Raw genomic sequence first — 21,612 nt, 5'->3', positions numbered from 1 at the left:
GAATGGCGTTAAGGCTCTGTATGTCGGGCTGCTCACGGCTTTGCAGTGCATAAGCCTGGCGCACCAGTTCGACCAGCCAGGCGTCGGCGGCGATGGTCTCGGCGAGCAATTGCGCCTGTTGCTGCAGCTCTTGCTGGCTGTTGCGCAGGGTCAGGCTTTGCAGCTCATGCTGCTTGGCAATTTGCAGGGTCCAGAGGGTTTGCTGCTGGTTTAACGCAAGGCCGCCCAGCACGCTGAAAAAGATCGCCAAACCGAGGCTGCCGAGGCCGACAACCCAGTTGATTGCGCTGGGTTTGCTCTGCTTATCCATTTATCAGCACCCTTGCGCGCTTACGCCTTAATACAGGCATTTAGGCGAGGCCTGCCAATCTGCGCAAGCGGGCCAGCTCGGGGCTGTCGTCGGCGCTGTTGAGCTCGCAAGCGGCTAAGCGCATGAGGATATTCTCGCGTTTGACGTTACTGCTGGACAGGCTGTAGCACGCACCGATCAGCTCGCGCAGGTGCATCGGCAGTTGCCATTGGGCCTTGATGCTGATGGCAAAGGGACCGCTGAACTGGTCGAGGGCCTGCATAATTTGGTCTTCGCTGAAGCTCTGGCCGCTGTCCTGCCACACCTGTGTCTGGTACAGCACACACAACTCACCCATGCGGTGCAGCAGGGCGGCACAGTGGAAGGGCGCCGGGTCCATGGCGCATTGTCGGGCGAGGCTGGTGCTGCGCTCGATCAGCTGTTCGGTGCTGTCCAGGTGCGCCTGGGCAAACAGGCTCAGCATGGGGTTCTCCAGTGCACTGGATTGGCGCAGCGCCAGGCCCATGGCCAGGTTGAGGCTGTTGTTCGCACCCAGTTTTTGCAGGGCTTCGAGCAAATTGGAACAGGGCTTGCCGCCTGGGTTGTAAGCGCTGCTATTGGCGACGCCAAGCAGGCGGCCGCTGAGCGCCGGGTCGTGTTGCCATTCACTGGCCAGCTTGCGCAGATCAATTGGCTCGCCTTTGAAGCTTTGCAGGAGGCGGTCGCGCACATGCGCCTTGAGCGGTAATTGCAGTTCGCTACCGGACAGGCTGTGCAGGTGGGCAAGCAAGTCGTTCTGCGTGTCGCTGGCCCGCGGCGGTTGCCCGTCAATATCGGGCGGCAGCAGGGTTTCCAGGCTGGCGGCAACGTGCGCCGCCTGGAAGGGCTTGCTGATAAAGGCGCTGATCTTCAGGGCACGCACGGCCAGTACGCTGGCGCGGTCGGAGCGCCCGGTAATGACCACCAGCGGGGTGCTGCTGTTATCGCGGCGTACCTGCTCAAGCAATCGGGTGCCGGGTCCGTCGGGCAGGTTCCAGTCACTGATCACCACGTCAGCCGGGCGTTGCTGCCATTCCTGTAGGGCGGCGCTAACACTGTCCAGGCAGACCACTTGGCAGCCGGGCCGCAAGCTGAGGACGATCTGTTTAAGCAGATCGGCGATCCAGCTGTCGTCTTCAAGAATCATTACAAGCATGCGTTAGGCCTAAGTGTGTGGCGTGTCAGAGCGGGATGCTAAACGTGCGGCCAGTTGGTCTGCAGGTTGAGGACGCCCGAAATAATAGCCTTGGGCATGGTCACAGCCGAGTTGTTGCAGTAATTCGACTTGCTCGACCTGCTCAATGCCCTCGGCCAACACCTTAAGCCCAAGGCTATGGCCAAGGGCAATTACTGTACGGGTGATCGCGACATCGCTCGGATCGTGCGGCAGACCGCTAATAAAGCTCTGGTCGATTTTTAGCTTGTGCACTGGCAGGCGCTTGAGCCGCGCCAGGGAGCTGTAGCCGGTGCCGAAGTCATCGATGGCCAGGCGTATACCGAGTGCGCGTAAACGCTGGAGCAAGGCCAGCGCCGCATCGGGGTTATCTATCACCGCGCTTTCGGTCACTTCCAGCTCCAGGCAGGCGGGGTCGAGGCCGGTATCGCGCAGCACCTCGGCCACTCGTTGGTCCAATCCCCCGCGGCTGAACAGCCGGCTGGAGACATTCACCGCCACAAACTTCAGCGCGTAACCGGCGGCTTGCCAAGCCACCATCTGCCGGCAACTGTGCTCCAGCACCCAGGCATCGATAGCACTGATCAACCCTGTTTCTTCGGCAACCGGAATAAATTCGCCCGGCGCGACTAGCCCGCGCTGCGGATGCTGCCAGCGCACCAGGGCTTCGACGCCGATGACGTGCTGGTTGCGCAGGCAGATTAGGGGTTGGTAATAGACGCGCAGCTCTTGGTGATCCAGGGCGTGGCGCAGGGCACTGGCCAGTTCGACACGCTGATGCGCGTGAGCGGTCAGTTCCTGGCTGTAAAATGCATAGCTTTCTCGGCCGCTGTTCTTGGCCTTGAACAGTGCCGAATCGGCATTGCGCAGTATCTGCCCTACATCGTCGGCGTCGTGGGGGTACAGGCTGATGCCGATGCTGGCGGTGATAAACAGCTCTTGCTGATGAATCTTGAAGGCCGCACCCATGCACGTCTGCAGGCGCTGCGCCAGCACTGCCGCCTGCTCGGCGCTGCCGCAGCTTTCGTCGAGCAGGCCGAATTCGTCACCGCCCAGGCGCGCCAGGGTCATGCGTTTACCGAGTTGCTGGCTAAGGCGCTCACCGACATCCTTGAGCAGCAGATCACCGATGTTGTGGCCGAGGCTTTCATTGATGTGCTTGAAGTGATCAAGATCGATCAGCAGCACCGCACCCGAATACCCGTCAATGCGCCCACGCTCCAGGGCATGCTCGACGCGTTCGGTAAACAGTAAGCGGTTGGGCAGGTTGCTCAGCGGGTCGTGGTGCGCCAGGTAGTCCAGCTCCTGTTGCGAACGCTTCAGGGCGGTGATGTCGGAGAACACGGCCACGTAGTGGCTGACTTCGCCCTGTTCGTCGCGAATCTCGCGGATGCATTGCCACTGCGGGTAGATTTCGCCGCTCTTGCGCCGATTCCACACCTCACCGCTCCAAGCACCGCGATTTTTCAGGGCTTGCCAGAGGCTGCTGTAGAAATCTTTATCGTGGCGCCCGGATTTAAGGATGCTCGGCGACTGCCCTAGAATTTCCGCTTCGCTGTAGCCGGTGATGCGAGTGAACGCCGGGTTGCAGTGCACAACATGCTGCTGGGCATCGGTGACCAGAACGCCTTCCTGAGTGGCGTCGAACACGACAGCGGCCTGGCGCAGGCTGTCTTCGTCCTTGCGCCGCTGGGTGATGTCGCTGGCCGTGCCGATCAGGCGCTCAGGCTTACCGTGTTTGTCGAGCAGCAAACGCCCGCGCGCTTGAATCCAACGGTAGCTGCCGTCCTGGTGTTGCAGCCGATAGCTGACCTCGTAAGGCGCTGTGCTGAGCGAGCTTAGGCGGCGCTGGAAATTACGCTGGAAGATCTCCCTATCATCTATATGCAGGCGTTGTTGCCAATCCTGCCGGTCATCGAGGGCACTCGGGGGAAGACCCAGCAATGCGTTGTAGCCGGGAGAAAAGTAGATGTTGTGGTGTTGCAGGTCCCAGTCCCAAATCCCACCCTCGGCGGCCTCCAGCGCTTGGTGTAGGCGCTTTTCACTGCGCTGCAGGGCGCGATGCCCTTGCTGCTGGTGCTGCTGATGGCTACGCAAGATCGAATACAGCAGGGCCGAAGTCAGCAGTACAAACGCCAACCCTTTGAGCAGCTGCACGCGCTCCTGTTGCACCGCTGAAAGTTCCAGGGTCATCAGAAGTCCATCGCTTAACAGCACCCAAATAGCTGCGCCAAACGCATAGCTGAGGGTCAGGCGCCAAGCGCCTTGTGGAGCATTCATGGGATAAAAGTCAGTCCTTTTTCTAGGGCTGGGATTATAGATGCTAAGAAGGGGGCGGCATTCTTATGCAAAAGACCAACTGGTTTTCTGATCCGGGTCAGGGATAATGCGAGTCGACGTGTGCTAATAATGGGCGGCGTCTTTACTTCTGCACGAGGCACACAGTCCATGTGGTACAACGGTTTTCTTGATCTGTCGGTCTGGCAGTTGGTCGCAGTCACCCTGCTGATGACGCACGTTACCATCGTTAGCGTCACGGTTTATCTGCATCGCTACTCGGCGCACCGCGCGCTGGAGTTGCATCCGGCACTGAAACACTTCTTCCGCTTCTGGCTGTGGCTGACAACTGCGCAGAACACCCGCGAATGGACGGCCATTCACCGCAAACACCACGCCAAGTGCGAAACCGTCGATGACCCGCACAGCCCAGTGATTAAAGGCTTGGGCACCGTGCTGCGTACCGGTGCTGAGCTATACGCCGAAGAGGCGAAGAACCCGGAAACCCTGCGCATTTATGGCAAGAACTGCCCGGAAGACTGGATCGAGCGTAATCTCTATTCGCGGTTCCCGCTTGCCGGCGTGATGCTGATGGGCTTTATCGACCTGGCCTTATTCGGTGTTGCGGGTATCACGATCTGGGCGATCCAGATGATGTGGATCCCGGTATGGGCCGCGGGCGTAATCAACGGCCTCGGCCATGCGGTCGGTTACCGCAACTTCGAGTGCCGCGATGCCGCGACCAACCTTGTGCCGTGGGGCATCTTGATTGGCGGCGAAGAGCTGCATAACAACCACCACACCTACCCGAACAGCGCCAAGTTGTCGGTGAAGAAGTGGGAGTTCGATATGGGCTGGTTCTGGATCAAGCTGTTCAGCCTGTTCGGTTTGGCCAAGGTGCAGCGTGTTGCGCCCATCGCCCACCGGGTGGCCGGCAAGCGCAGCCTGGACATGGACACTGCCATGGCCATCCTTAACAACCGTTTCCAGATCATGGCGCAGTACCGCAAGTTGGTGATCGCACCGCTGGTGCAGCAGGAGCTGGCCAAGGCCGATGCCTCCGTGCGTCACCACTTTCATCGCGCCAAGCGCTTGTTGTCGCGTGAGCCGAGCCTACTCGATGACGGCCACCATGCACGCATTCAGCGCATGCTGGAGCAGAGCCACGCGCTGAAGGTGATCTACGAGAAGCGCCTGGCCCTGCAGCAGATCTGGGTCAAGACCAGCAGTAATGGCCACGACATGCTTGAGGCCATCAAGCTCTGGGTTAGCGACGCTGAGGCCAGCGGTATTCAGTCGCTGCGCGAGTTCGCCGAGCAGCTGAAAACCTATTCGCTGCGTCCGGCTAACGCCGCTTAATCTGCCGCCGAGCTCCTCATTCTAGCCACTCGGCGGGTATGAGCAGGCTTGGTATTAAAGGTGGAATACCTCCGGGCTGCTGGCGGTAATCCGCCTTTTTGTATTTTCAGGTAGGCAGAAAACCGCTTATTGCGGCCTCCGCGGCCCTTTCAGCGTCACCTTAATTGCCCGCAGCGCTCAGTTATATGAGGCTTCGCGCGCGGCTTTAGAGTAGCTGGCACAGTATCTGCCTAGGACTCAGCGCATAACGGCTGGGACCACCGGCTGATAATAAAAATGAAGAGACCTGCACCATGATCTGCACCTGCCTGTTGTTCTGTCCTCATTCCCCGGCTCGCGCCGAGTGCTTTCACGCGCTCACCTAATTTTGGTTATTGCACGGTCGGCCCTTGGTCGCAGCGCGCGTGCGCCTGCCTGCCCCCGACCCTGCAATAACCCCCGAATTCGGTGCGCACCTGCCGCTTCACGTGTTGAAGTCTGTTAGCGCGCCGATATGCAACCCACACACCACTGGAGAAATATAATGAGAAAGACCTCCCTGGCACTGGCTGTTGCGGCCAGCACCTTGGGCTTGTCCCTTAGCCAAGCTGCGTTTGCCGACTTTATCGGTGACAGCAAAGCGACAATTGAAGCGCGTAACTTCTACTTCAATCGCGATTTCCGTCAGGGCAATAGCAACACCCCGACCCCGAGCCAGTCTAAGAGCGAAGAGTGGGCCCAAGGTTTTATCCTGCGTGCTAACTCGGGCTTCACCGAAGGCACGGTAGGCTTTGGCGCCGATGCCATTGGCATGTTCGGTTTCAAACTGGACTCCGGTGACGGTACTGCCGGCAGCGGTCTGTTGGTTCCCGATGCCTCCTCAAAAGGCTCGCAGGACAATAATTCTGATTTAGCTGTTGCCGCCAAGGTGAAAGTTTCCAATAGCACCCTGCGTGTTGGTCAAATGCAGTTCAAGAACGCTGCCATCGCCTCCAGCGACGGTCGCCTGCTGCCGCAGGTGTTTGAGGCAGGGCACTTGGTCTCCCAGGAAATCGACGGCCTGATGCTTGAAGCGGCGCACATCCGCGAGGTGAATAACCGTAACTCCAACGATTACGAAGACATCTCTATCATCAGTGGCGGTCAGCGTGGCATTAAAACCACAGGCGGCACTACCAGCGATTCGTTCGACTTTATCGGTGGCACCTACAAGGTCAGCAAAGACCTGACCGCCGGCTACTACTATTCCAACCTGGACGAGCTGTACAAGCAGCACTCCTTCAACGCTGTGCATGTATTGCCGCTGGGCGACAAGCAAAGCCTGAAGACCGACCTGCGCTACGCCCGCTCCACTGACGATGGCCGCCGCAGCAACGTCGACAACACCGCCATCGGTGCCATGGTCACCTACGGTCTGGGCGGCCACGCCTTCGGTCTGGGTTACCAGAAGATGAGCGGCGACACTGGCTTTGCCTATCTCAACAACACCGATCCGTTCCTGGTCAACTATGTGCAGATCAGCGACTTTGGTAACAAGGACGAGAAGTCCTACCAGGCTCGCTACGACTACAACTTCGCCTCTATCGGGATTCCGGGTCTGACCTTTATGACCCGTTACCTGACCGGCGACAACGTCGATCGCGGTCGTAACCTGTCCGAAGGCAAAGAGTGGGAACGCAACACCGAGCTGATGTATGTGTTCCAGGAAGGCGCGTTGAAGAACCTCGGCGTGCGCTGGCGCAACGCGTCTGTGCGTTCGAACTTCGCCAACGATCTCGACGAAAACCGCCTGATCGTCAGCTACACCCTGCCGCTGCTTTGATCGCACGGTAACAGGCTAAGCGGTTATCCCCGCGCAGCCTAAGCAGAACAAAAAACCCGGACCTTGTTCCGGGTTTTTTGTGCGTGTCATTCAGTCATGAGCAGGCTGCGTAGCGGCACGGCTCAGGGTTCGGGTGGATGTACATAGGCTTGGCGGAAGGGGCTTGCTATTCAATATATAAAAGAATAGATTGTTTTTATCTTAATTGAGTTGCACGCCATGAACGCAGACCAAGCCCCATTCGATATTCAGCAGTTGCGCGCCAATGCAGATGCTGCAGGGCAATTACTCAAAGCCCTGGGCAATCCGGATCGGCTGTTGTTGTTGTGTCAGCTGTCCCAGGGCGAGCGCAATGTCAGCGAGTTGGAGGCGCTGCTCGGTATTCAGCAGCCCACCTTGTCGCAGCAGTTAGCCGTACTGCGCCGTGAGGGCCTCGTGGAGACCCGTCGCGAGGGCAAGCTAATCTACTACTGCATCAGCAGCCCGGCGGCGTTAGCGGTGATCAATACCCTTTATCAATTGTTCTGCGCAGGTAACGAATAATGACGATTGACTGGTACAACTTCACGCCCTGGAGCGCCTTGGCCGGCGGCGCGCTGATCGGCCTGGCGGCGAGTCTGTTTGCCGTGATGAATGGCCGGGTAGCAGGTATTAGCGGTCTGCTAGGCAGCCTGCTGGGCGCCGGTGAGGGGCGCGGCGAAAAGGCCCTGTTTCTGCTCGGCATCCTGCTTGCGCCGTTGCTTTGGCAGCTGTTTAGCGTGCTGCCTGCCATTGAGATTCATACGGGCTGGTTGGCACTGATAGTCGCTGGTTTTCTGGTCGGCATCGGCACCCGCTATGGCTCAGGTTGCACCAGTGGCCATGGCGTTTGCGGCTTGTCGCGGTTATCGCCACGTTCATTGGCGGCCACTCTGAGTTTTATGGCGGCGGGCTTTGCCACCGTGTTTGTCTTACGTCACCTGCTAGGAGCCTGAGCATGCGCAAATTGATGGCGTTTCTCGCCGGTGTGATTTTCGGCATCGGCCTGCTGACAGCGGGTATGGCTAACCCGGCCAAAGTACTGGCCTTTCTCGACTTGGCTGGCGCTTGGGATCCTTCGCTGGCGCTGGTCATGGCGGCGGCCATTGGCGTGGCTTTTTTGCCCTTCAGCTGGGCGCGCATGCAGCGCACCAGTCTGCTTGGTGCGCCGATGCAGTTACCCGGCAAGCGCGAGTTGGACCGCCGGTTGATCGGCGGCAGTCTGCTGTTTGGCATGGGCTGGGGGGTTGCTGGGATCTGCCCAGGGCCCGCCGTGGCACTGCTGTTGACCGGGCATTGGCAGGTGCTGGTGTTCGTGGCCGCGATGCTGGCGGGAATGATTGTGTTTGCTGCGCTGGAACGCCAGCGCAGCTGAGTGAAGATCGGGAGATCACGATGAAAACAAATATTGGCACCTTCGACCGCGCCCTACGCATTGCCGTAGGCCTTATTCTAATCGGCTTGGGCCTGAGCGGCGTGATTGGCTGGCGGGGCCTGATTGGCCTCGTACCGCTTGCCACTGGGCTGTTTCGATCGTGTCCGGCGTATTCGCTGTTAGGCATCAATACCTGCACGACCAAGCGTTAACCCACCGCGATACTGACCGGCTTAGCCGGTCGGGCTGGAGTTGCCATGTCACCGCTTATCCAGGCTTTTTTCGACCCCAGTACATCCACTTACAGCTATATCGTCAGCGACCCGGCCACCGCGCAGTGCGCGATTATCGACTCGGTGCTCGACTATGACGCGGCTTCCGGGCGTACCGACTATGCCAGTGCCGATAAGCTGATCAGCGTCGTGCGCGAGCAGGGCCTTAGTGTGCAGTGGCTGCTGGAAACCCACGTGCATGCCGACCACCTGTCGGCTGCGCCCTATCTCAAGGCGGCTCTGGGCGGCCGCTTGGCGATTGGCGAAGAGATCCGCACCGTGCAAAACACCTTCGGTAAGTTGTTCAACGCCGGTAGTGAGTTTGCCGTTGATGGCCGCCAATTTGATCAATTGCTCCAAGATGGCCAGACCTTTCAGATCGGCACACTGCACGCCCGCGCCCTGCATACGCCTGGGCACACGCCGGCCTGCATGACCTACTTGGTCGGCGATGCGGCATTCGTCGGCGACACCCTGTTTATGCCGGATTACGGCACCGCTCGATGTGATTTCCCCGGTGGTGATGCGCGCACGCTGTACCGCTCGATAGCCAAGCTGTTTGCCCTGCCGGGCAGCACTCGGCTGTTTATGTGCCACGATTACCTGGCCCCCGGACGTGAGCAGCACTGTTATCAAACCACAGTGGCTGAGCAGCGCGAGCACAATGTGCATGTGCATCAAGGTATCGATGAAGAGGCATTTGTCGCCATGCGCCAAGCGCGCGATGCCACCCTGGGGATGCCGGCGCTGATGTTGCCGGCGGTGCAGGTGAATATGCGCGCCGGCCACTTGCCGCCTGCCGAAGACAATGGCGTGCGTTACCTCAAGGTACCGTTGAATGTTTTATAAATGGCCGCTGCTGAAAACCCTGCGTGAATACGACCGCAGCCAGGCGGTTCGTGATCTATTGGCGGCCTGCCTTGTTTGCCTGTTATTGGTGCCGCAGGCGTTGGCCTATGCGCAGTTGGCCGGGTTGCCGGCCGTGGCGGGGATGTACGCGAGTATTTTGCCGTTGGTGGTGTATGCGCTGATTGGCGCAAGCCCTGGTGTGGCCCTGTCATTCGGGCCGGTGGCCGTCTTGGCGTTGATGACGGCGGCAGCCCTGGCACCGATCGCGGTCGCCGGCAGTGCGGCCTACAGCGCCGCCGCCGTGGGGCTAACCCTGTTGGTGGGGGCGCTGCTGCTGTTGATGGGGCTATTGCGTCTGGGCTTTGTGGCCAACTTTCTCAGCCATCCGGTGATCTCCGGGTTTGTCAGTGGTGCCGCGGTGCTCATAGCCGTGAGCCAGCTGCGCTATATCCTGGGCGTATCAGCCGATGGCCTGACCCTGCCGCAGGTGCTGCCGGCGTTGTATGCCCAGCTGCCAGCCGTCCATCGCCCGACGCTGTTATTGGGTGTGCTGAGCCTGGTGCTGCTGGTGCTGCTGCGAAACCTCAGTGTGTTAGGCGTGCCGACCGCTTGGGCGTTGCGGGTCAAACAACTGAGCGCCTTGCTGGTGATGCTGTTAGCGATGGCCTTGGGGGCGCTGCTGCAGCTGGAAGAGCACGGGGTCAAAGTGGTGGGGCAGGTGCCGGTCGGGTTGCCGACCTTGGGCCTGCCAAACTTGCAGCTGGGCTTGTTGCGTGAACTGCTGCCCGCCGCGCTGCTGATTGCTCTGGTGGGGTTTGTTGAGTCAATCTCGATTGCCCAGAGTTTAGCCATGCGCAAGCGTCAGCTGATCAGCCCTGATCTGGAGTTGCTCGGCCAGGGCGCAGCCAACGTGGCCTCGGCTTTCAGTGGCGGGATGCCGGTGGCAGCGAGCTTTTCCCGCTCGGCGGTGGCGCGGCAAAGCAATATGGCCACGCCGCTGGTGGGGATTTTTGCTGCGGGCTTGATGCTGGCAGCAGTGTTGGGCCTGGCTCCGGTATTGCGCCACCTGCCGCAGGCGGTTTTGGCGGCGAGTATTCTGGTGGCGGTGATCGGCCTGGTGGATGTGTCGACCCTGCGCCACACCTGGCGTTACTCAAAAGCCGAGGGTGGGGCGCTGTTGGCCACCTTTTTCGGTGTTCTGCTGCAAGGGGTCGAGGCTGGCATCATGCTCGGCGTCTGCCTGTCGCTGTTGTTGTTTCTGTGGCGCACCAGCCGGCCGCACATGGCGGTGGTTGGGCAGGTGCCGGGGAGCCAGCATTTCCGCAATGTTCAGCGTTATGACACGGTGCAGAGCCCGAGCGTGCTGTCGTTACGGGTTGATGAAAGCCTGTACTTCCCGAATGCCCGTTATCTGGAAGCGCGCATCGGTGAGCTGATTGCCGTGAGCCCTGAAGTGCGCCATTTGGTGTTGATCTGCTCCGGGGTCAACCAGATTGATGCCAGTGCGCTGGACGCGTTGGAGGCGATCGCCGAGCAACTGAAGAGTGCCGAGGTGCAACTGCATCTGTCTGAAGTCAAAGGCCCGGTAATGGATCGCTTGCAGCGTTCGGACTTTCTAGAACGCTTTGGCGGGCAAGTGTTCCTCAGTCAGTACCAAGCGCTCTGTACCCTTGATCCGGAAAGCGTCCTGCGTGCCCTAGAGTCTTAGTGAAACTGGGCTACATATTATGAGTGGCCGGTCGATAGCTTGATTAACTGCGGGCTGTGACCAAGCGCCACCGTGTCCTGCAGGACTTTTGTTCTTCTTGAGGTCGATATGTTCGGATCGCGTCTTCGCGGTGAGTTACAGCAGTGCCAACAGGACTTGGTAGTGAGCAAAGAGGTAATAGGTGCGATCCGCCGCACCTTTGCGATGATCGAATTCATCGTTCACGGTGAGATTATCGATGCCAATGAGCCTTTTCTTGCCGTCATGGGCTATCGCCTGGAGGAGCTGCGCGGCCAGCATCATCGTTTGTTCTGTTCCAAAGAGCAGCTGGGCAGCCCGGCCTACACGCAGTTCTGGCGGCGTTTGGCCAATGGCGAGAGTTTCAGTGATCGCTATCTGCGAATTGCCAAGGATGGGCGCGAAGTCTGGCTGGAGGCCAGCTACCTGCCTGTGCGCAATGCTCAGGGGCAGGTGAGCAAAGTGATTAAGTTGGCCGCCGATATCACCGCGCGCATGCACGCCGAGCATCAGCACGAAAGCTATCTGAATGCGATCAACCGCTCCACCGCCGTGGTCGAGTTCAACCTGGCTGGCGAGGTGCAGCATGCCAATGATAATTTCCTCGCCACCATGGGCTATCGCCTCGAAGAGATCCGTGGCAAGCACCATCGCCAGTTTTGCGACCGTGAAGAGGCCGGCAGCGAGGGCTATAAACGCTTCTGGCAACGCCTGAATCGCGGTGAGTTTATCTCTGACCTCTTTAAGCGGGTGTCCAAGAGCGGGCGGGTGGTGTGGTTACGCGCGACCTACAACCCGCTGTATGACGCCGCTGGCCGGCTCTATGGGGTGGTCAAGTTTGCCAGTGATGTCACTGCTCAGATTGAGCACCGGGAGGCGGAATCGGCAGCAGCCCAGTTGGCCTTCGATATTGCCCAGGAAACCGATGCGAGTGCGATCAAAGGCTCGGAAACGGTAGAGCAAACCGTACAGATGGTGCGCGGGATTGCCGATGAGCTGGCGCGGGTTGCCAGCAGCATCGAAGCCCTGAGTACGCAGTCAGAACGTATCGGCAGTATCGTTCAGGTGATCCGTGGGATTGCCGAGCAAACCAATCTGCTGGCGCTAAATGCGGCCATCGAAGCGGCACGCGCGGGTGAGCAAGGCCGTGGTTTTGCGGTGGTGGCCGATGAGGTGCGTAACCTGGCGGCGCGAACCAGCCAGGCCACCGTCGAGATCAATGAGGTGGTGCGCCTGAACCATGAGCTGGCCCTGCAGGCAGTTGAGGGCATGGATGGCAGCAAGCAGAGGGCGGAACAGGGGGTGCTGCTGGCCAGCAAAGCCGGTGAGGTGATGCTGGAAATCCGCGATGAAGCGCAGCGTGTGGTTGACGCCATCGGCCAGTTTACCCAGGCCATGAAGGACTAAAGAAAACGCCCAGCATAAGCTGGGCGTTTTCTTGTGGGGGCGTTACTGGCCATGGCGGCGTCCGGCTAGAGCAGCAACACCGTGGCCAGGCCGAGAAAGGCGAAGAAGCCGACGACATCAGTCACCGTGGTCAGAATCACGCTGCCAGCCAAGGCGGGGTCGATGCCCATGCGATCCAGCAACAGCGGTATCGCCCAGCCCGCGAGGGCGGCGCACAGCAGGTTGAGCAGAATGGCCGCGCCGAGTACGGCGCCAATCCCCCAATTGCCGAACCACCACACCGACAGCAGGGCGATGACGATCGACCACAAGATGCCGTTGAGTATCGAGATGCCCAGTTCGCGGTTGAGCAGGATGCGGATATTGCCTTTCTGCACTTGGCCGAGGGCCAGGCCGCGGATCACCAGGGTCAAGGTCTGGCTGCCGGCAATGCCGCCCATGCTGGCGACAATCGGCATCAGCACGGCCAGGGCCACGAGTTGTTCAAGGGTGGCCTGAAACAAGCCAATCACCCAGGCGGCACTGAACGCGGTGAGTAGGTTGATACCCAACCACACGGCGCGGCGGCGTGAGCTGACCAGCACCGGGGCGAAGATGTCGGCTTCATCGTTCAAACCGGCCATGTGCATCAGGGCGCGGTCGGAGTCTTCGCGGATCAAGTCGATGACATCGTCCACGGTGATGCGCCCGAGCAACCGGTTGTGTTCATCCACCACGGGTGCAGAAAGCAGGTCATGGTCCTGGAACAGCTGGGCCACCTCATTGCCGCTGGTGGTCACGGCAATGCCGGCGATGTCGGGGTGCATCAGCTCGCTGACCCGTTGCTCAAGATCGGCCGTGACCAGTTCGCTAAGGCGCAAGGCGCCTTGGTAATGGCCCTTGCGGTCAACCACCATCAACAGGTCAGTTTGCGGCGGTAAGCGCTCGAGCAGGCGCAGGTAGCGCAGCACTGCGCTGGCGGTAACATCGGCGCGCACCTGAATCGGGTCGGCGTTCATCAGGCCGCCGGCCGAGTCCTCGGGGTAGGACAGCATCGACTCAAGCTGCTGGCGCTGCGCCGTGCTACTGGCATGCAGCAACTGGTTACCCAGATCGGCAGGCAAGGCCTGGATCAGGTCGACGCGGTCATCCAGCTCAAGCTCAGCGGTTGCGGCGATCAGGTCTTCCGGGTCGAGTTCCCGGGCCAGTGCGGTGCGGATCTCGTCATGCAGGTAGGTGAGGACTTTGCCCGCCCGCTCGGTCTCTACCATGCTCCAGGCGTGATGGCGCTCTACCGGGGGCAAGGCTTCCAGCAAGCCGGCGACTTTGGCGGGGTGCATGCGGTGCAGCACTTTGCCCAGGCGTTTGAGTTTGCCCTGAGCCAGCGCCTGGCGCACCGCTTCCAGTTGGCTGCTCGCGGCGCTGTCAGTTTCGTCGTGGGGGTTCATGGCCTCAGCCGAGTCGCCGGCTAACTGCGCCCGCAGGCTGGGGCTCAGGTGCTGCAGGGTGCGCTCTTCCAGCTCGGGGCCGGTTTGTTGCCAGAGCTTCTGGCGCTGCTCAGTATCAAGCAGCTCCAACAGCGCCGCGATTTTGCCGGGGTGCATACGCACCAGCAGTTTACGCACGCGTTTATTCTTGCCGCTGCCCAGCGCCTGAATGATGGCGTTGGAGTCTGTGAGGCTGGAGTGGGACGCGTTGTCACTGGAAGGGGGCGAGGGTGATTTCATGCGTGTGAGAATAACACTCACATTGTGACGCAGGCATTTGCTTGCGCAACGGCTGCCCATCGGCCTTTACCAAACGCCCGGCCTAGACCGGGCGTTTGTGCTTAGCCGTGTTGCGGCGCAGGTTGCTGCTGGGTAATGCAGTGGATATTGCCGCCGCCCAAGAGGATCTCCCGGCCCGGAACCATGACGACCCGGTGCTGCGGGAACAGGCGCTGCAGGATCGCTTCTGCTTCGGCGTCCATCGGGTCGTCAAAGCTGGGCGCGATGATGCCGCCGTTGACGATCAGGAAGTTGACGTAGGAACCCGCAAGGCGGATTGACGGGTCGCGTTCCTGGCTGCCTGCGACCAGATCGACACCTTCACATTCTTCGGCGCTCGCATGCAGCGGCCCAGGAATCGGCATCTTGTGCACGATCAGCTGGCGGCCCTTGGCATCACGGGCGCTCTCCAGCACGCGCATGGCGGCCTGGCAGCGCGGGTAGTTGGCGTCGTTTGCATCGTCAGTCCAGGCCAGCAGCACTTCGCCGGGGCGCACGTAGCAGCAGAAGTTGTCGACGTGGCCGTCGGTTTCGTCGTTGAACAGGCCGTCTGGCAGCCAGATCACCGTGTCGATGGCCAGGTGATCGGCCAGGTACTGTTCAACCTGTTCGCGGCTCAGGTGCGGGTTGCGGTTCGGGTTGAGCAGGCATTCCTCGGTGGTGATCAGGGTGCCTTCACCATCCACGTGGATGGAGCCGCCTTCGAGGATCAGCTCATCGGTGCGGTAGCGCGCGCAGCCTTCGAGCTGCAGGATCTTGCGCGCCACTTGGTCATCACGTACCCAGCTGGCGTACAGGCCGCCATTCAGCCCGCCCCAGGCATTGAACGCCCAGTCCACGCCGCGCACGCCGCCGCTGTTATTGGTCACGAAGGTCGGCCCGGTGTCACGTACCCAGGCGTCGTCGGTGGTGATTTCCACTACGCGGATATTGCTGTGGCTCAGGCGCTCGCAGGCGTTTTCGTACTGCCCGGCGGATACACCAACGGTCACCGGCTCGAATTCGGCAATCGCTCTGGCTACGGCGGTAAACGCGGCTTGCGCCGGCTTGCCGCCCAGGCGCCAGTTGTCCGGGCGTTCGGGCCAGACCATCCACGTCTGGCTATGGGGTTCCCACTCGGCAGGCATGCGGAAACCGTCGGCGCGTGGGGTGCTGTTCAGGGTTGTCATTGGTTCACCAAAACATTGAGCGTAATCGGATGGGGTTAGCTTAGCGCTAGCCATCGTGGGTCATCATGGGTATCGCGCGCTGCGCGGCTGGGTCCATCCTACAGTGTGGTCTTAGTCGCAGGCCAGGTGGCCGTCGAGGGTCTTCAGCGGGCCATAGAGGTTGGGCCGACGGTCGCGGAAGCTGCCCCAGGCGCTGCGGATATGCTCCAGCTGATCCAGGTCAAAACTGTGCACGAGCACCGCCTCGTCGGTTTCGTAGGCCTCCTCAACCTTGGCGCCGAACGGGTCGGCAATAAACGACGAACCGTAGAAGGTGATGTGCGAGTCGTTTTGCTCTTCGCGGCCAATACGGTTGCTGGCAATCACCGGCATCAGGTTCGCCCCAGCATGGCCTTGCTGCACACGCTGCCAATGATCGCGCGAGCTGATGCTCGGGTCATGTGGCTCACTGCCGATGGCGGTCGGGTAGAAGAGGATTTCCGCACCGAGCAGCGCCATGCTGCGCGCGCACTCGGGGAACCACTGATCCCAACAGATGCCCACGCCAATCTTGGCGTAGCGGGTGTCCCACACCTTGAAACCGGTATCGCCGGGGTTGAAGTAATACTTCTCGTGGTAGCCCGGGCCATCTGGGATATGACTTTTCCGATAAATCCCGAGGTTGCTGCCGTCGGCGTCGATGATTGCGATGCTGTTGAAGCGTGCGCGACCGGCCAGCTCGTAGAAGCTGATTGGCAGTACCACCTGCAATTCCTTGGCGACTTTCTGGAAGTGCAGAATCGCCGGGTTGCGCTCGGCCGGGGTGGCCAGTTGCAGGTAATCCGGGTTGGGCTTCTGGCAGAAGTACGGGGTTTCGAACAGTTCCTGCAGCAGGATGATCTGCGCGCCCTTGGCGGCGGCTTGGCGCACCAGCTGCTCGGCCTTGGCGAGATTCGCGGCACTGTCCCAGGAGCAGGCCATTTGGGTGGCGGCGACGGTAACGATACGGGGCATTTCTTACACCTCAGGAGCCGTTGGGGCGTTTATCTGACGCTAGCGCAGGCCTGCGGCGGCGAAATAGCGCGCGGTGAGGCACTGTGGCTGGCGGGCTATTTATAGCCGATAAAAATCGGCTATAAAAGTGTTATTAATGCGTCTTGTCGCTTTTTTAGCGATTTATATCGAATAAAAATCGAGATAAGCCGACACCGAAGGCTGCTGAGCGCTAGTGTGGGTGTGTGGGGGCGTGTTGTGGCGGGACGTTCAGGCGCTGTGGCGTTTATGCAGCTCGAATTGTTCGTGGCCGTCATCCCAGCCCGCTTCCCAGGCGGCGATCAGCACATCGGCAGCGAGTGCGCGTGGGACATTGGTTTGCCCGGTCAGCCCTGCCATATAGCCCTGTTGGTACGCCTTGTTGAGGCTTTCCAGGCTCCAGTGCTGGTCATCTTCCGTGTTGAGATCGGTGCAGCCCATGGTGGCAGCTCGCAGTGAATTGACCTGGCTAATGCTAGTCGGATCACTCCGGTCGGACTGTGCCGCCGATCCTGCTTTTGCCACCGCTGGCAGCTTATGTGAGGCAGTTGGCGAAACGCTGGCGGCAGGCCGGCCAGCGTGTCTTCATGGCCGCAGGCTAGTTTGTCGGCGCGAGGATGCTGGCTTGATAGGCCGCGGCAAAACTGTCGAAGTCGCCTTCGTCCTGGGCCTCCAGCTCGGCTTGGTCTTGCAGTGACTGCGCTGCGCGGGCTTCGAAGGCCGCTTGCTGTTCAGCGCTCAGCGGCTGGCTGCGGAAGTACTCGGCGTGCTGCTTGCTTTGGCGCAAGGCAAACTCGCTAAAGCTCAGGCCCTGTTGCAGCTGCGCGAGCACCTGCGCAGACGGCGTCAGGCTTGGGTCGGCGACTTTGGCCTGTTGCACCTGCAACGCTTGGCTGTGAGCGTTGCTGCCCAGGTTTTGATCGAGCAGCTCGGCCAGCGGCAGAATCTGCTCAAGCAGTTCGCTGGCCCAGCTCTGTAGCGCCACCGGCTGGCCGTTGCGCTGCAGTTGCAGGCCTGGGAGGCGGCCTTCCTTAACCACACTGAGGAAGTTGTCGGTGCAGGCATGGCACTCGTCACTTTCCAGCAACGGGCTGTCCTGCAGGGCACAGAACAGCAAGAAGGCATCCAGGAAGCGCGACTCCGTCAGGTCGATACCCAGCGGCAGGAAGGGGTTGATGTCCAGGCAGCGCACTTCGACATATTGCACGCCACGCGCCACCAGCGCCTGGATCGGCCGCTCGCCGCTATCGGTCACGCGCTTGGGGCGGATATTCGAGTAGTACTCGTTTTCGATCTGCAGGATATGGGTGTTGAGTTGCAGCCACTCGCCATCCTGCTTCGCGCCGATCTCCACATAGGGCGGGTAGGGCGTGCCAACGGCTTGCCGCAGGCTGTCGGTATAGCTGTGCAGGTCGTTGTAGCAGGGCGTCAGGCCAGCCTGGGCGCTGCTCTGGTAGCCCAGGTCGCTCATGCGCAGGCTGGTGGCATACGGCAGGTACAGGGTCTCTGCGTCCAGTTCCTGAAGCTGATGCGGGTTACCGCGCATAAAGCCTTTGTGCAGTGCCGGTGAGGCGCCGAACAGGTACATCAATAACCAGCTGTAGCGGCGGAAGTTACGGATCAACGCGATATAGCGGGCCGATTGATAATCCTGCGCGCTGCGTGTATCGCCTTCGGCCTGTTGCAGGCGCTGCCACAGCGCATCCGGCAGGGAGAAGTTGTAATGGATGCCGGCGATGCATTGCATGGTCTTGCCATAACGCAGGGCCAGGCCTTTGCGATACACGTACTTAAGTTCGCCGATATTCGAGTGGCCGTAACGCGCGATGGGGATCGTTTCTTCGTCCGGCAGGGCGCAGGGCATCGACGCGCTCCACAGGTATTCGCCGTCGAGCTTGTTGTAGGCGAAGCGGTGGATCTGTTCCAGGTCTGCCAGGGTCGCCGTTGGGTCAGCCTCGGCCGGAGTAATGAACTCCAGCAACGATTCAGAATAGTCGGTGGTGATCTGTGTGTGGGTCAGCGCCGAGCCGAGCGTCGCTGGGTGCGGGGTCAGCGCGAGCTGGCCATCACCATCAACACGCAGGCATTCACGCTCAATACCGTGTAGGCATTTTGACAGTAGAGAAAGGTTGGCCGGCTCAGCCAGGAGGGTCATGCGGCGGGTAAGAAGATCGCTCAAGGTACTTTCCTAGCTGGCAGACGCCGCAAAAAATGGGGCAATTTCCACAATATGGGGTGCAGTTGCGCACTCTTCAAGTGGGCGGCGTTCTCCCGCAGTGTTCAGGATCGATTAGCCGGGGCGTACTCGCCCCGGCCACGGCTCAGATACAGGCGAAGGTGCCTTGCGCCTTGGCGATCAGCTTGTCTTCCTGCCATACCTCGGCTTCGACCACCTGGGTGCGGCGCCCGGCGTGCAGCACTTTGGCATGGCACAGCACGCTGCCATCAGCCACCGGGCGGATGTAGTTGATCTTGCACTCCAGCGTGACACTGCTGGGGCCGCCGTCGCCCAGGCTATGGCTGGCCTGGCCCATCGCGGTATCAATCAGCGAGAACAGTGCGCCGCCATGCAATTTGCCGTGCAGGTTACGCAGGTCATTGGTGAGGGCCAGGCGCACGCGCGCTTCGCCGCCACCGACCTGGAGAATATCCAGGCCGAGCAGGCGGGAGAAGGCGCTGCTGGCGCCGGTCGAGGTGGTTTCGTTCATTTCTTCAACTGCTTGGCATTGGCGAACAGGGCGGCCATACCGCCGCTGGCGGGTGCGGGTTTGTCCTGGCTGGAATGACGCTCGCTACGCGGTGCATTGCCGGCTGGCTTGCCGCCACGGGATTGCCCGCCACGCGGCCCTTCGACTTTTTCGCCTGGGGTGTCGCCCATGCGCATCGACAGGGCGATACGGTTACGCGGGATGTCCACTTCCATGACCTTGACCTTGACCACATCGCCGGCCTTGACCGCCTCATGCGGGTCTTTGATGAACTTCTCCGACAGCGCCGAGATGTGCACCAGGCCGTCCTGGTGCACGCCGATGTCGACGAAGGCGCCGAAGTTGGTGACGTTGGTCACCACGCCTTCGAGCATCATCCCCAGTTGCAGGTCGTTGAGGGTTTCTACACCTTCCTGAAACTCGGCGGTCTTGAACTCCGGGCGTGGGTCGCGGCCGGGTTTTTCCAGCTCGCTGAGGATGTCGCCGATGGTCACCAGGCCGAATTTGTCGTCGGTGAACTGCTTGGGGTCGAGGCGTTTGAGGAAGCCCGAATCGCCGATCAGCGAGCGAATATCGCGGCCGGTGTCGGCGGCGATGCGTTGTACCAGCGGGTAGGTTTCCGGGTGCACGGCGGATGCGTCCAGCGGGTTGCTGCCGTTCATTACACGCAGAAAGCCAGCAGCCTGTTCAAAGGTTTTATCACCCAGGCGCGGCACTTTGAGCAGCTCGGCGCGGCTGTTGAACGCGCCGTTGGCATCGCGGAAGGCGACAATATTCTGCGCCAGCGTAGTGTTAAGGCCGGAGATGCGCGCCAGCAGCGCGGCGGAGGCGGTGTTCACATCCACGCCGACGGCGTTTACGCAGTCCTCGACCACCGCATCCAGCGAGCGCGCCAGCTTGAGCTGCGACACGTCGTGCTGGTATTGGCCGACACCGATGGATTTCGGGTCGATTTTCACCAGCTCGGCCAGCGGGTCTTGCAGGCGGCGTGCGATGGATACGGCGCCGCGCAGCGACACGTCCATGTCCGGAAACTCTTTGGCGGCCAACTCGGACGCCGAGTACACCGAGGCGCCGGCCTCGGAGACCATGACCTTGGTCAGATTCAGGCCCGGCAGCTTCTTGATCAAGTCAGCAGCCAGCTTGTCGGTCTCGCGGCTGGCAGTGCCGTTGCCGATGGAGATCAGGTCGACCGCGTGTTTGGCGCACAGCTTGGCGAGGATCGCCAATGTGCCGTCCCAGTCATTGCGTGGCGCGTGCGGGTACACCGTGGAGGTTTCCAGCACTTTGCCGGTGGCATCGACCACGGCCACCTTGCAGCCGGTGCGCAGGCCCGGGTCCAGCGCCAGGGTGGCGCGTGGGCCGGCCGGCGCTGCCAACAGCAGGTCGTGCAGGTTGCGGGCGAAGACGTTGATCGCCTCGTCCTCGGCGCCTTCGCGCAGCTCGCCGAACAGGTCGGTTTCCAGGTGGGTGTAGAGCTTGACCTTCCAGGTCCAGCGCACCACTTCGCCCAGCCATTTATCAGCGGCGCGGCCACGGGCGCTGATGCCGAAGCGCTCGCCGATCATGCCTTCGCACGGGTGCATGGCGCCAGGCAGCTCATCGCCGACTTTCAGGCTGGCACTGAGGATGCCTTCGTTACGGCCACGGAAGATCGCCAGGGCACGGTGTGAGGGCGCGCCCTTGAGCTTCTCGTCGTGCTCGAAGTAATCGCGGAATTTGGCGCCTTCGTTCTCTTTGCCGGCGACTACGCGGGCGCTGAGGATGGCGTTGTCCTTGAGGTAGCTGCGCAGGCTGGCCAGCAGGTTGGCATCCTCGGCGAAGCGCTCCATGAGGATGTACTTGGCGCCTTCGAGCACGGCCTTGATGTCGGCAAAGCCTTTTTCCGCATCGATAAAACGCTCGGCTTGGCTTTCCGGGGTCAGTGTTGGGTCGTTGAACAGTGCATCGGCCAGTTCGCCGAGGCCGGCTTCCAGGGCGATCTGGCCCTTGGTGCGGCGCTTCTGTTTAAACGGCAGGTACAGGTCTTCCAGGCGGGTCTTTGTTTCGGCCAGGTTGATCTCACGGCTCAGCTCAGGCGTTAGTTTGCCCTGCTCCTCAATGCTGGCGAGGATGCTGACGCGGCGTTCGTCGAGTTCGCGCAGGTAGCGCAGGCGCTCTTCCAAGTTACGCAACTGCGTGTCATCCAGGCTACCGGTCACCTCTTTGCGGTAACGGGCGATAAACGGCACGGTTGAGCCTTCATCGAGCAGCGCCACAGCGGCGGCGACTTGTTGCGGGCGTATGCCCAGTTCTTCGGCGATGCGGTTGTTGATGCTGAGCATATGAAAAGCTACCCACACTGAAACGAAAAACCAGCCACGCAGACCACGGGCCAGACACGAAAGACGCGC

The 21,612-nt window shown here is 60.8% G+C and carries 18 protein-coding genes and 1 pseudogene; 10 read left to right on the top strand and 9 right to left on the bottom strand.

Translation table 11 applies throughout. From position 1 onward, the window contains the following. Positions 1-350: 350 nt before the first annotated feature. Entirely contained in the window at positions 351-1,484 is a 1,134-nt protein-coding gene (locus ACEPAJ_RS20565; protein ID WP_274087058.1) for an HDOD domain-containing protein, read from the bottom strand. A gap of 9 nt (positions 1,485-1,493) precedes the next feature. Then, positions 1,494-3,782 carry a phosphodiesterase DibA gene (gene dibA / locus ACEPAJ_RS20560; RefSeq protein WP_425917517.1) on the bottom strand — a complete coding sequence of 763 codons (2,289 nt, stop codon included), beginning with the start codon at positions 3,780-3,782 and terminating at the stop codon, positions 1,494-1,496. A 168-nt stretch (positions 3,783-3,950) separates the two neighbouring features. On the opposite strand from dibA, the gene desA reads away from it, so the two are divergent. From desA to ACEPAJ_RS20510, 10 genes and pseudogenes are all read left to right on the top strand, one after another. Beyond that, positions 3,951-5,138 (top strand): delta-9 fatty acid desaturase DesA, encoded by a 1,188-nt coding sequence (gene desA / locus ACEPAJ_RS20555; RefSeq protein WP_425917515.1) that lies wholly within the window; start codon positions 3,951-3,953, stop codon positions 5,136-5,138. 523 nt (positions 5,139-5,661) lie between these two features. Next, positions 5,662-6,939: an OprD family porin gene (locus ACEPAJ_RS20550; protein WP_425917513.1), complete on the top strand. Its 1,278-nt coding sequence runs from the start codon at positions 5,662-5,664 to the stop codon at positions 6,937-6,939. 219 nt (positions 6,940-7,158) lie between these two features. Next, entirely contained in the window at positions 7,159-7,482 is a 324-nt protein-coding gene (locus ACEPAJ_RS20545; protein WP_425917511.1) for an ArsR/SmtB family transcription factor, read from the top strand. Further along, complete coding sequence (locus ACEPAJ_RS20540; protein ID WP_425917509.1) at positions 7,482-7,913, top strand: YeeE/YedE family protein; 432 nt, start codon at positions 7,482-7,484, stop codon at positions 7,911-7,913. The genes ACEPAJ_RS20545 and ACEPAJ_RS20540 overlap by 1 nt, the downstream gene beginning before the upstream one ends. A gap of 2 nt (positions 7,914-7,915) precedes the next feature. Further along, a complete protein-coding gene (locus ACEPAJ_RS20535; RefSeq protein ID WP_425917507.1) occupies positions 7,916-8,332 on the top strand; it encodes a DUF6691 family protein in 417 nt (138 codons plus the stop codon). Positions 8,333-8,352: 20 nt separating this feature from the next. Continuing rightward, positions 8,353-8,544, top strand: coding sequence for a YgaP family membrane protein (locus ACEPAJ_RS20530; protein ID WP_425917505.1), 192 nt, complete (start codon positions 8,353-8,355; stop codon positions 8,542-8,544). A gap of 45 nt (positions 8,545-8,589) precedes the next feature. Next, a complete protein-coding gene (locus ACEPAJ_RS20525; RefSeq protein WP_425917503.1) occupies positions 8,590-9,453 on the top strand; it encodes an MBL fold metallo-hydrolase in 864 nt (287 codons plus the stop codon). Further along, positions 9,443-11,161, top strand: a complete 1,719-nt coding sequence (locus tag ACEPAJ_RS20520) for a SulP family inorganic anion transporter (RefSeq protein ID WP_425917501.1) — start codon at positions 9,443-9,445, stop codon at positions 11,159-11,161. Before ACEPAJ_RS20525 ends, ACEPAJ_RS20520 begins: the two co-directional genes overlap by 11 nt. 108 nt (positions 11,162-11,269) lie before the next feature. Then, positions 11,270-12,046 (top strand): annotated as a pseudogene (locus ACEPAJ_RS20515) (PAS domain-containing protein); the annotation flags it as partial. 30 nt (positions 12,047-12,076) lie between these two features. Next, a complete protein-coding gene (locus ACEPAJ_RS20510) occupies positions 12,077-12,586 on the top strand; it encodes a methyl-accepting chemotaxis protein (RefSeq protein WP_425918131.1) in 510 nt (169 codons plus the stop codon). Between the two features lie 65 nt (positions 12,587-12,651). Here the strand turns inward: ACEPAJ_RS20510 and mgtE are convergent, their stop codons facing one another. The 7 genes from mgtE to ACEPAJ_RS20475 all read right to left on the bottom strand — a co-directional run bounded on the left by mgtE (position 12,652) and on the right by ACEPAJ_RS20475 (position 21,543). Further along, complete coding sequence (gene mgtE, locus ACEPAJ_RS20505; RefSeq protein ID WP_425917499.1) at positions 12,652-14,313, bottom strand: magnesium transporter; 1,662 nt, start codon at positions 14,311-14,313, stop codon at positions 12,652-12,654. Between the two features lie 80 nt (positions 14,314-14,393). Further along, on the bottom strand, positions 14,394-15,500 hold the full coding sequence (aguA, locus tag ACEPAJ_RS20500) for an agmatine deiminase (protein ID WP_425917497.1): 1,107 nt from the start codon (positions 15,498-15,500) through the stop codon (positions 14,394-14,396). Between the two features lie 111 nt (positions 15,501-15,611). Continuing rightward, positions 15,612-16,493: an N-carbamoylputrescine amidase gene (gene aguB, locus ACEPAJ_RS20495; RefSeq protein WP_425917495.1), complete on the bottom strand. Its 882-nt coding sequence runs from the start codon at positions 16,491-16,493 to the stop codon at positions 15,612-15,614. A gap of 249 nt (positions 16,494-16,742) precedes the next feature. Then, positions 16,743-16,952, bottom strand: a complete 210-nt coding sequence (gene rmf, locus ACEPAJ_RS20490) for a ribosome modulation factor (protein ID WP_425917493.1) — start codon at positions 16,950-16,952, stop codon at positions 16,743-16,745. Positions 16,953-17,109: 157 nt separating this feature from the next. After that, on the bottom strand, positions 17,110-18,690 hold the full coding sequence (gshA, locus tag ACEPAJ_RS20485; RefSeq protein WP_425917491.1) for a glutamate--cysteine ligase: 1,581 nt from the start codon (positions 18,688-18,690) through the stop codon (positions 17,110-17,112). A 142-nt stretch (positions 18,691-18,832) separates the two neighbouring features. Then, entirely contained in the window at positions 18,833-19,219 is a 387-nt protein-coding gene (locus tag ACEPAJ_RS20480) for a PaaI family thioesterase (protein WP_425917489.1), read from the bottom strand. Next, positions 19,216-21,543: a Tex family protein gene (locus tag ACEPAJ_RS20475; RefSeq protein ID WP_425917487.1), complete on the bottom strand. Its 2,328-nt coding sequence runs from the start codon at positions 21,541-21,543 to the stop codon at positions 19,216-19,218. The genes ACEPAJ_RS20480 and ACEPAJ_RS20475 overlap by 4 nt, the downstream gene beginning before the upstream one ends. Between the last annotated feature and the right edge of the window lie 69 nt (positions 21,544-21,612).

This window comes from Pseudomonas sp. GWSMS-1, assembly GCF_049847425.1.
GTDB lineage: Bacteria > Pseudomonadota > Gammaproteobacteria > Pseudomonadales > Pseudomonadaceae > Aquipseudomonas.
This window is presented reverse-complemented; position numbering and strand designations above follow the sequence as displayed.

Excerpts from the sequence above, each read along its gene's own strand:
- ACEPAJ_RS20565 (WP_274087058.1), bottom strand. The coding sequence starts at position 1,484 with ATGCTTGTAATGATTCTTGAAGACGACAGCTGGATCGCCGATCTGCTT.
- dibA (WP_425917517.1), bottom strand. The coding sequence starts at position 3,782 with ATGAATGCTCCACAAGGCGCTTGGCGCCTGACCCTCAGCTATGCGTTT.
- desA (WP_425917515.1), top strand. The coding sequence starts at position 3,951 with ATGTGGTACAACGGTTTTCTTGATCTGTCGGTCTGGCAGTTGGTCGCA.
- ACEPAJ_RS20550 (WP_425917513.1), top strand. The coding sequence starts at position 5,662 with ATGAGAAAGACCTCCCTGGCACTGGCTGTTGCGGCCAGCACCTTGGGC.
- ACEPAJ_RS20545 (WP_425917511.1), top strand. The coding sequence starts at position 7,159 with ATGAACGCAGACCAAGCCCCATTCGATATTCAGCAGTTGCGCGCCAAT.
- ACEPAJ_RS20540 (WP_425917509.1), top strand. The coding sequence starts at position 7,482 with ATGACGATTGACTGGTACAACTTCACGCCCTGGAGCGCCTTGGCCGGC.
- ACEPAJ_RS20535 (WP_425917507.1), top strand. The coding sequence starts at position 7,916 with ATGCGCAAATTGATGGCGTTTCTCGCCGGTGTGATTTTCGGCATCGGC.
- ACEPAJ_RS20530 (WP_425917505.1), top strand. The coding sequence starts at position 8,353 with ATGAAAACAAATATTGGCACCTTCGACCGCGCCCTACGCATTGCCGTA.
- ACEPAJ_RS20525 (WP_425917503.1), top strand. The coding sequence starts at position 8,590 with ATGTCACCGCTTATCCAGGCTTTTTTCGACCCCAGTACATCCACTTAC.
- ACEPAJ_RS20520 (WP_425917501.1), top strand. The coding sequence starts at position 9,443 with ATGTTTTATAAATGGCCGCTGCTGAAAACCCTGCGTGAATACGACCGC.
- aguA (WP_425917497.1), bottom strand. The coding sequence starts at position 15,500 with ATGACAACCCTGAACAGCACCCCACGCGCCGACGGTTTCCGCATGCCT.
- aguB (WP_425917495.1), bottom strand. The coding sequence starts at position 16,493 with ATGCCCCGTATCGTTACCGTCGCCGCCACCCAAATGGCCTGCTCCTGG.
- rmf (WP_425917493.1), bottom strand. The coding sequence starts at position 16,952 with ATGGGCTGCACCGATCTCAACACGGAAGATGACCAGCACTGGAGCCTG.
- ACEPAJ_RS20480 (WP_425917489.1), bottom strand. The coding sequence starts at position 19,219 with ATGAACGAAACCACCTCGACCGGCGCCAGCAGCGCCTTCTCCCGCCTG.
- ACEPAJ_RS20475 (WP_425917487.1), bottom strand. The coding sequence starts at position 21,543 with ATGCTCAGCATCAACAACCGCATCGCCGAAGAACTGGGCATACGCCCG.